Genomic DNA, 12,527 nt, shown 5'->3' with positions numbered 1-12,527 from the left:
ACGACGCGAAACGGCGGGCTCGCAGACTCCCTCCCCATGAGCCCAACTCTCCTCCCACTCGCGGCCGAGCCCGCAATCGACGCATCGGCGACGGCCTTCGTCCTCATCTGCTCCTCCCTGGTGCTGCTGATGACGCCGGGCCTCGCCCTCTTCTACGGCGGCATGACCCGCGCCAAGTCCGTCCTCAACATGATGATGATGTCGTTCGGCGCCATGGGCGTCGTCGGTGTCGTCTACGTGCTGTGGGGCTACTCCATGTCCTTCGGTGGCAGCAACATCGGCGGCATCATCGGCAACCCGTTCGAGAACTTCGGACTCAAGGGTGTCGTCGGTGACGCGACCGGTGCCACGGTCGACGCCGACGGCACGGCGATCATCGACGTGTTCGGCGCCGACGTGTGGATCCCCGAGGTCCTCTTCGTCGGCTTCCAGCTGACCTTCGCCATCATCACCGTCGCGCTCATCAGCGGCGCCATCGCCGACCGGGCGAAGTTCTCGACCTGGTTGCTGTTCAGCGGCCTCTGGGTCACCCTGGCCTACTTCCCGATCGCCCACATGGTGTGGGGCGGGGGCCTCCTCAGCGGTTCCGAGGACGGCATCTCGGCCATGATCTTCGGTGCGACCGACGGTGTCGCCAACGTCCTGCCGATCGACTTCGCCGGAGGCACGGTCGTCCACATCAACGCCGGTATCGCCGGCCTCGTCCTGGCCCTCATCGTCGGCAAGCGCCTCGGCTTCGGCAAGACCGCCATGCGCCCGCACAACGTCCCGCTCGTCATGCTCGGTGCCGGGCTGCTGTGGTTCGGCTGGTTCGGCTTCAACGCCGGCTCCGAGCTCGCGGCGGACGGCCTGGCCAGCCTCGTCTGGGTCAACACCACCGTCGCGACCTGTGCGGCGATCCTCGGCTGGCTCGTCGTGGAGAAGGTGCGTGACGGTCACGCCACTTCGGTCGGCGCCGCCTCCGGTGTCGTCGCCGGTCTCGTCGCGATCACCCCGGCCTGCGGTGCCCTGTCGCCCGTCGGCTCGATCGTCCTCGGCCTCGTCGCCGGTGCTCTCGCGGCCCTCGCGGTCGGCCTGAAGTTCCGCTTCGGCTACGACGACTCGCTCGACGTCGTCGGCGTCCACCTCGTCGCCGGCCTCTGGGGCACCGTCGGTGCCGGACTGCTCGCCACCTCGGGCGGACTGTTCTACGGTGACGGTGTCCGGCAGCTCGTGGTCCAGATCGTCATCGCCCTCGCGTCGCTCGTCTTCTCCGCGATCGTCACCGCCGTCATCGGCCTGGCGCTCAAGGCGACCGTCGGATGGCGCGTCACCGACGACGACGAGACGGCCGGCATCGACCAGGCCGAGCACGCAGAGTCCGGCTACGACCTGGTGGCCCGCGGCGGACGCATCGGCGTCAGCTCCACCGGTCCCCAGACTGACGCCCGTCACCACGACGAGCTCACCTCCGAAGGAGTCAAGGCATGAAGCTCATCACCGCCATCATCAAGCCCCACCAGCTGGACGCGGTGAAGGAGGCCCTGGAGGCCTACGGCATCTCGGGCATGACCATCAGCGAGGCGTCGGGCTACGGCCGCCAGCGCGGTCACAGCGAGGTCTACCGCGGCGCCGAGTACACCGTGGACTTCGTCCCGAAGATCCGCCTCGAGGTGCTCGTCGACGACATGGACGCCGCCAGCGTCGCGGACGTCATCCTCAAGTCGGCCCAGACCGGTCGCATCGGCGACGGGAAGATCTGGACCCAGCCGGTCGAGGACGTCATCCGGGTGCGCACCGGAGAGCGCGGCGCCGAGGCCATCTGAGCGCCCCTGCCCCGCACCGCCGGACCTGCCCGCGCCGTCAGCGACGTGAGACCACGACGCTGACGGCGCGGCGGGTCCCGGGGGGAGCCGGGGCACCGGTTGGACAGACCTGCAGATCTAGGGGAGTGATCGCATGACCGACGTCGCAGCACGCCGGCTCGACCTCGCGGGGACGCGGGCGTTCGAGCAGGCCGGCTCGGGCCTCGAACGTCGCCGCCGTCTGGCGGAGTTCAACCACGAGTGGCTGGGGGAGCTGTGGGCCGAGGCGGTCCGCGGTCAGCGGGTCGAGGGCGTGGCCCTGGCCGCCGTCGGCAGCGTCGGGCGCGGTGACGCCGGGCCCCTCTCGGACTACGACCTCGTCCTCCTGCACTACGGCCGGACCCTCTCCACCGACGAGGTCACCCGACTGGCCGACCGCATCTGGTACCCGATCTGGGACGCGGGCGTGCGCCTGGACCACAGCGTCCGCACCGTCAACCAGTGCCGCACCGTCGCCGCCGAGGATCTCACCGCCGCGGTGGGGCTCCTCGACATCGCTCCGGTCGCGGGAGACGCCGAGGTCGTGGCCGCCGCCCGCGCCACCGTGAGCCACGACTGGCGCGCCAACGCCCGCAAGCGGCTCCCACAGCTCACCGACGCGATGGCCGTGCGCCACCACCGTCACGGCGACCTCGCCCAGTCGATCGAGCCCGAGCTCAAGGAGGCCCACGGCGGCCTGCGCGACATGACCGTGCTCAGCGCCCTCGCCGAGGCCTGGCTCGCGGACCGTCCGCGCGGCGAGGTCGACACGGCATACGGGCTCCTGCTCGACGTGCGCGACGCCGTCCACGTCGTCACGGGTCGCGGACGTGACCGGCTGGGTCGGGAGGACCACGACGCGGTGGCCGCCCTGCTCGGCTACGGCGACCCCGACGACCTCCTCGCCGACGTCTCGGACGCCGGGCGGGCCATCGCCTACGCCCTCGACGGGACCGTGCGGCGCGCCGGTCAGTCCCAGCGAGCCCGGGTGCTGCGCGTCGGCCCGCGCCGTCCGCAGATGACGCCGCTGGGGTACGGACTGTTCGAGAGTGACGGCGAGGTCGTGCTCGGCGCCGGCCGGGTCGGCGAGACCGACCCGCACCTGCCCCTGCGCGCCGCCGTCGTCGCCGCCGCAGCCAACCTCCCGATCTCGCCGACGACCCTCGAGAACTTGGCGACGAAGTGCGCCGACCTGCCGACCCCGTGGACACCGTTGGCGCGTGGGCTCTTCAGCGACCTGCTCGCCGCCGGACCCGGCCTCGTCACTGTGTGGGAAGGGCTGGACCAGCAGGGCATCATCGAGCGGTGGCTGCCCGAGTGGGCGGCGGTGCGGTCGCGGCCGCAGCGCAACGCGGTGCACCGTCACACGGTCGACCGGCACCTCATCGAGACCGTCGTGCACGCCACGGGTCTGGTGCGCGGCGTCGGCCGCGCCGACCTGCTGCTCCTCGCGGCCCTGCTCCACGACATCGGCAAGGTGCCCGGGGCGCGGGACCACTCCGCAGCCGGGGCGCCGGTCGCCGAGGCCGTCATGCGTCGCCTGGGGCACACCGAGGCGGACGTCGAGGTCGTGACCTCGCTCGTGCGCGAGCACCTGACCCTCATCGAGCTCGCCACCCGGCGTGACCACTCCGACCCCCGCACCATCGACGCCGCCGTCGCCGCAGTCAGTGGCGACCGCGACCGCTTCGACCTGCTGCTCGCCCTCACCGAGGCCGATGCGGTCGCAGCCGGGCCCAAGGCCTGGACCGACTGGCGGGCAGCCCTGCTCGCCCAGCTGGCCACCGAGGTGCGGGCCCGGCTCGACCCGAGCACGCCCGCCGTCGCGACGCCCCTGGCCGACGTCGGGCAGGGTGTCGTCCCCGAGCCGCTCGTCCGAGCGCTCGCCGCGGGGGAGCCGCACGTCGAGGTGCTCTCCCACGGCGGGTCCTACCGGATCGACATCGCCGACCGTGACCGGCTCGGGCTCTTCGCCGACACTGCCGGCCTGCTCGCCGCGGAGGGCCTGGTCGTCCGAACCGCGATCCTGCGCACGGTGGACGGGGTCGCCGTCAACGAGTGGCACGTCGAGTCGCCGAGCGGCAACGAGCCCGAGCAGCCCAGGCTCCACCGCGGTCTCGTCCGCCTCGCGACCGGCGACCGAGGCCCGCTCGGGCTCCTCGACCGTCGTCGGCAGTTCGCCGCCCGGCCGAGCAGGGAGTCCACGATCGGCTCGCCGGGACAGCCCCGGGCGCTCGTCGTCCCGGGCGCCAGCGACGAGGCGACCGTGCTCGAGGTGAGGGCCGAGGACCGGCCCGGGCTGCTGCACGAGCTCGGCATGGCGTTCGCGAAGTCCGGCGTCTCGGTGCGCTCCGCGCACATCGCGACGTACGCCGGCCAGACCCTGGACACCTTCTACGTCACCGACTTCTCGGGTCGCCGCCTCGACCCGGGCAAGGTGGCGCAGGTCGTCGCGGTGATCATCGACACCTGCGACGGCTGACCCCTGGTTCCGCTGCCCGCTGCCCGCTCCCGGTGACCCGTGACGGGTGGCCGCGACCAGACCGCCACCGGATCGCGACCACTCCTTGCTGTGCTGTGGGCTCCACACACAGAGAGGGGATGTCATGGGACATCAGGAGCAGCAGGGGCCGGCGGGCACGCCGGAGGTCGCCAAGGTCGCGCCACAGGTGGTGCCACAGGTCGTGCCACGGATAGTGCCTCGGGCCGTGCCGCGCGTGGCGCGGGCCGACGGCCTCGAGGGGGCCGTGCGCAAGGCCGGGCCCGTCATCGGCCAGGCGGGACTCGGCGGATGGGCCGCCAAGGGTGACGGGGAACCGCCGAAGGAGGCGGACAAGGCCGGCCCGCCCAAGGGTGAGGACCCGCCCAAGGACCCGCCGAAGGACAAGGAGCCCCCCAAGGACCCGCCGAAGGACCCCAAGCTCGGTCGCCTCGGCCGGCTGGACCGCCTGAGCCGGGCCCTCGCGGACACGGACCTCGCCGTGTCGGGGAAGGGACCCCAGGGCCTCGCGGAGGGCGCCCTGTCCCGGCCGGACCGGCTCGGGCGGCCCTGACCGACGTCGCGGCCGGGGCCGTCGGTCCCGGCCGCGACGAGGGCACCGCGCGTAGCGATTAACCTAAGGGCGTGTTCACGAGCCTCTCCGACCGCCTGACGTCGACCTTCAAGAACCTCCGCACCAAGGGGCGACTGTCCGAGTCCGACGTCAACAGGACCGTCCGCGACATCCGGATGGCGCTCCTCGACGCCGACGTGGCCCTGCCCGTCGTCAAGGAGTTCACCCACGCCGTCCGTGAGCGTGCCCTCGGCGCCGAGGTCTCGCAGGCGCTCAACCCGGCCCAGCAGGTCGTCAAAATCGTCAACGAGGAGCTCGTCGCCGTCCTCGGCGGGGCGACCCGCACGATCCGTTTCGCCAAGACCGGCCCGACGGTCATCATGCTCGCCGGCCTCCAGGGCGCGGGCAAGACGACGCTCGCCGGCAAGCTCGCGTACTGGCTCAAGGAGCAGGGCCACACGCCGATGCTCGTCGCGGCCGACCTCCAGCGACCCAACGCGGTGACCCAGCTCCAGGTCGTCGGCGAGCGCGCCGGCGTCCCGGTCTACGCCCCCGAGCAGGGCAACGTCGGCGGCCACGACGCCGTCGGGCCCACCGGTGAGGGGACGCGCAGCTTCGGTGACCCGGTCGCGGTCTCTCGGGACGGCATACGCGAGGCCGTGGGCAAGCAGCACGACGTCGTCATCGTCGACACCGCCGGACGTCTCGCGGTCGACGAGAACCTCATGAAGCAGGCCGGCGACATCCGCGCCGCCATCGACCCCGACGAGGTCCTGTTCGTCATCGACGCGATGATCGGCCAGGCAGCGGTCGAGACCGCCGAGGCGTTCCTCGAGGGTGTCGACTTCACCGGTGTCGTCCTGTCCAAGCTCGACGGTGACGCCCGCGGTGGTGCCGCGCTGTCCGTCGCCGGCATCACCGGGCGGCCGATCATGTTCGCGTCCACCGGCGAGGGCGTGAAGGACTTCGAGGTCTTCCACCCCGACCGCATGGCCTCACGCATCCTCGACATGGGTGACGTGCTCACCCTCATCGAGCAGGCCGAGAAGGCGTTCGACCGCACCCAGGCCGCCGAGATGGAGCGCAAGTTCCTCGCCGCCGAGGACTTCACGTTCGACGACTTCCTCCAGCAGATGTCGGCGATCAAGAAGATGGGCTCGCTCAAGTCGATGCTCAAGATGATGCCGGGCATGGGCCAGATGTCGGCCCAGCTCGACAACCTCGACGAGCGCGAGTTCGACCGCGTCGAGGCGATGGTCCGCTCGATGACGCCGTTCGAGCGCAACCACCCCAAGCAGATCAACGGCTCGCGTCGCGCCCGCATCGCCGGCGGCTCCGGCGTCACCGTCTCCGAGGTCAACCAGCTGCTCGAGCGCTTCGGCGAGGCCCAGAAGATGATGAAGCAGCTCGCCCGCGGCGGCGGGATCCCCGGGATGCCCGGCATGGGTGGTGGCGGCGGCAAGAAGGCGCGCCAGCAGCAGCAGGTCCAGCGCAAGAAGTCGAAGTCCGGCAACCCCGCCAAGCGCGCCGCGGACGCGCGGGCCGACGCCCAGCGCGGGGCCGCCAAGCCCGCCGGTGGCGCCTTCGGCGGCGGTGCAGCGGGCGCACCCGGTGGGTTCGACCCGGCCGCGATGGACCCGTCGCAGCTCCCCAAGGGCTTCGAGAAGTTCCTCGGCAAGTGACCTCACGGTCGTGAGCGCCGAGACGCTGCACACGCTGACCGTCGGGACTGCCGGACCGCGCATCGCGTTCCTGCACGGGCTCTTCGGGCAGGGCCGCAACTGGTCGACGATCGCCAAGGCGCTCGCGGGACCGGACGGCTCGGGCGCGCGGTGCACCCTCGTGGACCTCCCGGACCACGGTCGCTCCCCGTGGACCGAGGCCTTCTCCTACGAGGCGTATGCCGCGTCCGTCGCCGCCACGCTGCGCGCCGTCGACGAGGGGCCCTGGGTGGTCGTGGGGCACTCGCTCGGCGGCAAGGTCGCGATGACGCTGGCGCTCACCGATCCCGGGCTCGTCGCCCGGCTCGTCGTCGTCGACATCGCTCCCAAGCACTACGGCAACCTCGACCGGTTCACCGGCTACATCGAGGAGATGCGGCGGCTGCCGCTGGCCGAGCTGTCGGACCGGGCCGACGCAGAGAGGCGCTTCGAGGAGTCCGACCCGGGCGTCAAGGCGTTCCTGCTCCAGAACCTGCGCCGCGAGGGCACGACGTGGCGCTGGCAGGCCAACGTCGAGCTCTTCGCTGCCGACGCGGCACAGGGGAACGAGTCGCTCATCGCGGACTTCCCCTTCGAGGCCGGGTCGGTCGAGCCGTATGCCGGGCCGGTCCTGTGGATCGCCGGCGCCGAGTCGCGCTACATCAAGGACGAGGATGCGGCGACGATGCGGGCGCTCTTCCCGCGCGTGCGCCAGCTCACCGTCAAGGGCGCCTCGCACTGGGTGCACAGCGACGCACCGGCCGTCGTGGTCGAGGCGTTGCGCCGCGTCGTCGCCGCCCCGCCGGCCTGACCGTCGGCCACCCAACCGCAACGTCAGCGTGAACGGCTGCTCTAGCGACCGTTGACGCTGACGTTGCGAGTGCGCGGGGGTCGTTAGGGTCGGGTGCCATGACGGCATCGGTGCTGCACCTGGTCGGGGAGGTCCTCGTCGGACCCGAGGACGTGCGTCCGGAGGCGTGGGTCGTGGGAGGGCGGATGACCTACGAGCGCCCGACCGGCGCCGGCCACGACGCCCGGACCCTGCGCGGCTGGTTCGTCCCCGGGTTGGTCGACGCCCACTGCCACGTCGGCCTGGACCGGCACGGCGCCGTCGACGACGCCACGGCGGAGGCGCAGGCCACGGCCGACCGCGACAACGGCACGCTCCTCATCCGCGACGCGGGGTCACCGGCCGACACCCGGTGGATCGACGAGCGGGACGACCTGCCCAAGGTCATCCGAGCCGGGCGCCACATCGCGCGGACCAGGCGCTACATCCGCAACTACGCGTGGGAGGTCGAGCCCGAGCAGCTCGTCGAGCGGGTGCGGATCGAGGCGCGCGCCGGTGACGGCTGGGTCAAGCTCGTCGGCGACTGGATCGACCGCGAGACGGGCGACCTCCTGCCGTGCTGGCCGGCCGACGTGCTCGCGGAGGCGATCGCCGCCGCACACGAGGAGGGCGCCCGCACGACGGCCCACTGCTTCGGGCCCGACTCGCTGCGAGACTTCGCCGCCGCCGGCACCGACTGCATCGAGCACGCCACCGGCCTCGAGCCCGACACGATCGACTCCTTCGCGGCCCAAGGGATCGCGATCGTGCCGACCCTCGTCAACATCGCGACCTTCCCCGCCATCGCCGAGCCCGCACGCGAGAAGTTCCCCGACTACCACCGGCGGATGCTCGACCTGCACGCACGTCGCTACGAGACGGTCGGCGCGGCGCGAGAGGCCGGCATACCCATCTATGTCGGGACCGACGCGGGAGGCTCGATCGCCCACGGCCTCGCCGCGCAGGAGGCCGTCGAGCTGACGAAGGTCGGGTTCACCAACACCGAGGTGCTCGCGGCCGCCACGTGGGGTGCGCGCGAGTGGCTCGGGCGGCCGGGACTCGAGGAGGGCGCCGACGCAGACCTCCTCGTCCTGCCGCGTGACCCGCGTGAGGACGTCACGGTGCTGGGGGAGCCCGACGCCGTGGTGCTGCGCGGCGTGACGTGGTGACCCATCCACGATGCGAGACATAATGTGACGTTGTTTGACGGATAACTTGGGCTTATCCAAACTTCGAGGTGTCCGACAGGAAGTGCGGCCGCACGGCCAGCTCTGTCGGACGACGATCGAAGGAGTCCTCCATGAGCCGTCATCCCCGCCTCGCCCTGGCCGCCGCCGCGACCGCTGGCGCGCTGGTGATGTCGGCCTGTGCGGGTGGTGGCGCGAGCGACACGGCAGGGGCGGCCGAGCCCGAGGGTGGGGCCGAGGCGTCGACCAGCACCCTCAACCTCTTCGCGTATGCCGTGCCCAAGGTCGGCTTCGACAAGGTCATCCCGGCCTTCAACGCCACCGACGCGGGGAAGGGCGTGACCTTCCAGCAGTCCTACGGCGCCTCGGGTGACCAGTCGCGCAAGGTCGCCGCCGGCGCTGCGGCGGACGTCGTGAACTTCTCGGTCGAGCCGGACGTCACCCGGCTCGTCGAGGCCGGACTCGTCGCGTCCGACTGGAACGCCGGGGAGCACCGGGGCGTCCCGTTCGGCTCGGTCGTGACGATCGTGACGCGCAAGGGCAACCCCAAGCAGATCAACGACTGGGACGACCTGCTCGAGCCCGGCGTCGAGGTGGTCACCCCCAACCCGTTCAGCTCCGGGTCCGCGAAGTGGAACCTCCTGGCCCCGTATGCCGCCAAGAGCGAGGGCGGCAAGGACCCGGCCGCGGGGCTCGCCTTCATCGAGAAGCTCGTGGGCGAGCACGTCAAGGTCCAGCCCAAGTCCGGCCGTGAGGCGACGGAGACCTTCCTCCAGGGCACCGGCGACGTGCTGCTCAGCTACGAGAACGAGGCCCTGTTCGCCGAGCGCAAGGGTGACCCGGTCGAGCACGTCACCCCGCCGACCACCTTCAAGATCGAGAACCCCGTCGCCGTGCTCAGCAAGGGCGAGAACGTCGAGAAGGCCACGGCCTTCCGCGACTACCTCTTCACCCCCGAGGCCCAGAAGCTCTGGGCGGAGGCCGGGTTCCGACCCGTCGACGAGGGCGTCGCCAAGGAGTTCGCGGCCGACTTCCCGGAGCCGACGAAGCTCTGGACGATCGACGACCTCGGTGGATGGAAGACGGTCGACGGGACCCTGTTCAAGAAGGACACCGGCTCGATCGCGGTCATCTACGACAAGGCCACGTCCTGACATGACGACCGCGGTCACCGGCGACGAGCCGGAGCTCCTTGCGCACCAGCGACGTGACTGGGCCGCCCCGGCGGTCTCCGACGTCGCCGGTGCGCAGGACGGCGGGGGGCTCGGGGCGGGCACCCCCGACCGAGCCCCCGGGCCGGTGGGTCGCTCGCGCACCGGGCGCCTCGGTCGTCCTCTCGGCGTCGGGGTCGTCGGGCTCTGGCTCAGCGTCATGGTCCTGCTGCCGCTGGCGGCCCTCACCGTGACCTCGTTCGAGGAGGGTCCCGGGGCGTTCTGGGAGGCGGTGACCGCTCCCGTGGCCCTGGCCTCGCTGCGCGTGACCCTCGTCGCCGCGGTCGTCGTCGCGCTGATCAACGCCGTCATGGGGACGCTCATCGCCTGGGTGCTCGTGCGCGACGACTTCCCGGGCAAGCGGGTCGTCAACGCCCTCATCGACCTGCCGTTCGCCCTGCCGACGATCGTGGCCAGCATCGTGCTGCTCTCGCTCTACGGCCCCAACAGCCCGATCGACCTGCACCTCAACGCGACCCAGCCCGGGGTCGTCGTCGCGCTGGCGTTCGTCACGCTGCCCTTCGTCGTCCGTTCGGTGCAGCCGGTGCTCATCGAGGCCGACCGCGAGGTCGAGGAGGCATCTGCCTCGCTGGGTGCCTCGAGCTGGGTGACCTTCCGGCGGGTGGTCCTCCCGACGCTCATGCCCGCCGTCATCAGCGGCACCGGTCTGGCCTTCGCCCGCGCCATCGGCGAGTACGGCTCGGTCGTCCTCATCGGCGGCAACATCCCGCGTGAGACGCAGGTGGCCTCGCAGTACATCCAGCAGCAGATCGAGATCGACCGGCCGGTCAACGCGGCCGCGGTGTCCGTGGCGCTGCTTGCGATCGCCTTCGTCACGCTCGCCCTGCTCCGCTGGTTCGCGGGGCGGTCGCTCCGCCGCGAGGAGGAGGCGGCATGAGGACCTCGACCGCCGCGCGGCTGGGACTGCGCACCGTCGCCCTGGCCTACCTCTTCGTGCTCGTCGCCGTGCCCATCGTCCTCATCCTCTGGCGCACGTTCGAGCCCGGAGTCGGGGCGTTCGTCGAGTCGGTCCGGACTCCCGCAGCGATCTCGGCGCTCAACCTGTCGCTGCTCATCGTCGCGATCGTGGTGCCGCTCAACGTCGTCTTTGGCGTGGCCACGGCGCTGGCCCTCGTGCGCGGGCGCTTCCGCGGCAGGGGAGTGCTGCAGGCCGTCGTCGACCTCCCGTTCGCGGTCTCGCCGATCGTCGTCGGAGTCGCGCTCATCCTGCTGTGGGGGGCCGGTGGCTGGTTCGGTGGCGTCGAGGGGCTCGGCTTCCAGGTGATCTTCGGCCTGCCCGGCATGGTGCTCGCGACGCTCTTCGTCACGCTGCCCTTCGTCGTGCGGGAGGTCGAGCCCGTGCTGCACGAGATCGGCACCGAGCAGGAGCAGGCGGCGGCGACGCTCGGCGCCAGCTCGTGGCAGACCTTCTGGCGGATCACGCTGCCCGCGATCCGGTGGGGCCTCACGTACGGCGTGGTCCTCACCATCGCTCGCGCCCTGGGGGAGTTCGGCGCCGTGATCATGGTGAGCTCCGGCTTCCCGGGCGTCTCCCAGACGCTCACCCTGCTCGTCCACTCGCGCTACATCGACGACCACAACACCTACGGCGCGTATGCCGCCGCGACCCTCCTCATGGGCCTCGCCGTCGCGACGTTGCTGGGGATGACCCTGCTCGACCGCAAGAGGAGCACACGATGATCAGCGTCACCGGAGCCCGCAAGACCTACGGCGACTTCGTCGCCCTCGACGAGGTCTCCCTCGACATCCCTGCAGGGAGCCTCACCGCCCTCCTCGGCCCCAGCGGCTCGGGCAAGTCCACGCTCCTGCGCGCCATCGCCGGCCTGGAAGGCCTCGACGGCGGACGGATCGTCATCGGCGGGACGGACGTGACCGGCATACCTCCGCAGAAGCGCGGGATCGGGTTCGTCTTCCAGCACTACGCCGCCTTCAAGCACATGACCGTGCGCGACAACGTCGCGTTCGGCCTGACGATCCGCAAGCGCCCCAAGGCAGAGATCGCCCGCAAGGTCGACGACCTGCTCGAGATCGTCGGGCTCGACGGCTTCCAGCGCCGCTACCCCGCCCAGCTGTCCGGCGGGCAGCGTCAGCGGATGGCGCTGGCCCGTGCCCTGGCCGTCGACCCAGAGGTGCTGCTCCTGGACGAGCCCTTCGGTGCCCTCGACGCCAAGGTCCGCGCCGACCTGCGCCAGTGGCTGCGTCGCCTCCACGACGAGGTGCACGTGACGACGGTGCTCGTCACGCACGACCAGGAGGAGGCGCTCGACGTCGCCGACCGCATCGCCGTGCTCAACAAGGGCGCGATCGAGCAGGTGGGCGACCCCGTCTCGCTCTACGACCGGCCGGCCAACGACTTCGTCATGTCGTTCCTTGGCTCGGTGGCCCGGCTCGGAGGGCAGCTCGTGCGCCCGCACGACATCGCGCTGCACCGCAGCAGGGAGCGCGCGCTCCAGCTCGACGAGCGCGTCGGCGGGTCGCCCGGCGTCCTCGAGGCGCGGGTCGAGCGGGTCGTCCGGCTCGGCTTCGAGGTGCGGGTCGACCTCAGGGCCGACTCGGGGGAGCGGTTCGCCGCGCAGGTGACCCGTGCCGAGGCCGACGCCCTGGCCCTCGAGGCTGGCGACACCGTCTTCGCCCACACCGTCGAGCGGGCCAACCCCGCGGAGACCGAACCCGCGCTCGCGATCTGACGCACGCGGGGTCGTC

Annotated in this window: 11 protein-coding genes; all 11 read left to right on the top strand. The window is 71.7% G+C overall.

The genetic code is table 11. From position 1 onward, the window contains the following. The first annotated feature begins 36 nt into the window (after positions 1-36). The gene (locus LL946_RS00945) at positions 37-1,470 is read left to right on the top strand and encodes an ammonium transporter (protein WP_404383853.1); all 1,434 of its coding nucleotides are present in this window, start codon (positions 37-39) and stop codon (positions 1,468-1,470) included. After that, entirely contained in the window at positions 1,467-1,805 is a 339-nt protein-coding gene (locus tag LL946_RS00940) for a P-II family nitrogen regulator (protein WP_404383851.1), read from the top strand. The genes LL946_RS00945 and LL946_RS00940 overlap by 4 nt, the downstream gene beginning before the upstream one ends. Positions 1,806-1,938: 133 nt before the next feature. Beyond that, positions 1,939-4,305 (top strand): [protein-PII] uridylyltransferase, encoded by a 2,367-nt coding sequence (locus tag LL946_RS00935; protein WP_404383849.1) that lies wholly within the window; start codon positions 1,939-1,941, stop codon positions 4,303-4,305. Between the two features lie 124 nt (positions 4,306-4,429). Beyond that, a complete protein-coding gene (locus LL946_RS00930) occupies positions 4,430-4,876 on the top strand; it encodes a hypothetical protein (RefSeq protein WP_404383847.1) in 447 nt (148 codons plus the stop codon). 71 nt (positions 4,877-4,947) lie between these two features. Further along, the gene (gene ffh, locus LL946_RS00925; RefSeq protein WP_404383845.1) at positions 4,948-6,558 is read left to right on the top strand and encodes a signal recognition particle protein; all 1,611 of its coding nucleotides are present in this window, start codon (positions 4,948-4,950) and stop codon (positions 6,556-6,558) included. 10 nt (positions 6,559-6,568) lie between these two features. After that, complete coding sequence (locus LL946_RS00920; protein WP_404383843.1) at positions 6,569-7,387, top strand: alpha/beta fold hydrolase; 819 nt, start codon at positions 6,569-6,571, stop codon at positions 7,385-7,387. 98 nt (positions 7,388-7,485) lie between these two features. After that, positions 7,486-8,574: an amidohydrolase family protein gene (locus tag LL946_RS00915; RefSeq protein ID WP_404383841.1), complete on the top strand. Its 1,089-nt coding sequence runs from the start codon at positions 7,486-7,488 to the stop codon at positions 8,572-8,574. Between the two features lie 131 nt (positions 8,575-8,705). Beyond that, the gene (locus tag LL946_RS00910) at positions 8,706-9,746 is read left to right on the top strand and encodes a sulfate ABC transporter substrate-binding protein (protein ID WP_404383839.1); all 1,041 of its coding nucleotides are present in this window, start codon (positions 8,706-8,708) and stop codon (positions 9,744-9,746) included. A gap of 1 nt (position 9,747) precedes the next feature. Beyond that, positions 9,748-10,701 carry a sulfate ABC transporter permease subunit CysT gene (gene cysT, locus LL946_RS00905; RefSeq protein WP_404383837.1) on the top strand — a complete coding sequence of 318 codons (954 nt, stop codon included), beginning with the start codon at positions 9,748-9,750 and terminating at the stop codon, positions 10,699-10,701. Then, complete coding sequence (gene cysW / locus LL946_RS00900) at positions 10,698-11,504, top strand: sulfate ABC transporter permease subunit CysW (protein ID WP_404383835.1); 807 nt, start codon at positions 10,698-10,700, stop codon at positions 11,502-11,504. Before cysT ends, cysW begins: the two co-directional genes overlap by 4 nt. Continuing rightward, positions 11,501-12,511 carry a sulfate/molybdate ABC transporter ATP-binding protein gene (locus LL946_RS00895; RefSeq protein WP_404383833.1) on the top strand — a complete coding sequence of 337 codons (1,011 nt, stop codon included), beginning with the start codon at positions 11,501-11,503 and terminating at the stop codon, positions 12,509-12,511. The genes cysW and LL946_RS00895 overlap by 4 nt, the downstream gene beginning before the upstream one ends. Positions 12,512-12,527: the final 16 nt, after the last annotated feature.

Source organism: Knoellia locipacati, assembly GCF_044791685.1.
Classification (GTDB): Bacteria; Actinomycetota; Actinomycetes; order Actinomycetales; family Dermatophilaceae; genus Knoellia; species Knoellia locipacati_A.
This window is presented reverse-complemented; position numbering and strand designations above follow the sequence as displayed.

What these genes read in the sequence shown, in the direction of transcription:
- cysW (WP_404383835.1), top strand. Translation starts at nt 10,698, where the DNA reads ATGAGGACCTCGACCGCCGCGCGGCTGGGACTGCGCACCGTCGCCCTG.
- LL946_RS00930 (WP_404383847.1), top strand. Translation starts at nt 4,430, where the DNA reads ATGGGACATCAGGAGCAGCAGGGGCCGGCGGGCACGCCGGAGGTCGCC.
- LL946_RS00940 (WP_404383851.1), top strand. Translation starts at nt 1,467, where the DNA reads ATGAAGCTCATCACCGCCATCATCAAGCCCCACCAGCTGGACGCGGTG.
- LL946_RS00945 (WP_404383853.1), top strand. Translation starts at nt 37, where the DNA reads ATGAGCCCAACTCTCCTCCCACTCGCGGCCGAGCCCGCAATCGACGCA.
- LL946_RS00910 (WP_404383839.1), top strand. Translation starts at nt 8,706, where the DNA reads ATGAGCCGTCATCCCCGCCTCGCCCTGGCCGCCGCCGCGACCGCTGGC.
- LL946_RS00895 (WP_404383833.1), top strand. Translation starts at nt 11,501, where the DNA reads ATGATCAGCGTCACCGGAGCCCGCAAGACCTACGGCGACTTCGTCGCC.
- LL946_RS00935 (WP_404383849.1), top strand. Translation starts at nt 1,939, where the DNA reads ATGACCGACGTCGCAGCACGCCGGCTCGACCTCGCGGGGACGCGGGCG.
- cysT (WP_404383837.1), top strand. Translation starts at nt 9,748, where the DNA reads ATGACGACCGCGGTCACCGGCGACGAGCCGGAGCTCCTTGCGCACCAG.
- LL946_RS00915 (WP_404383841.1), top strand. Translation starts at nt 7,486, where the DNA reads ATGACGGCATCGGTGCTGCACCTGGTCGGGGAGGTCCTCGTCGGACCC.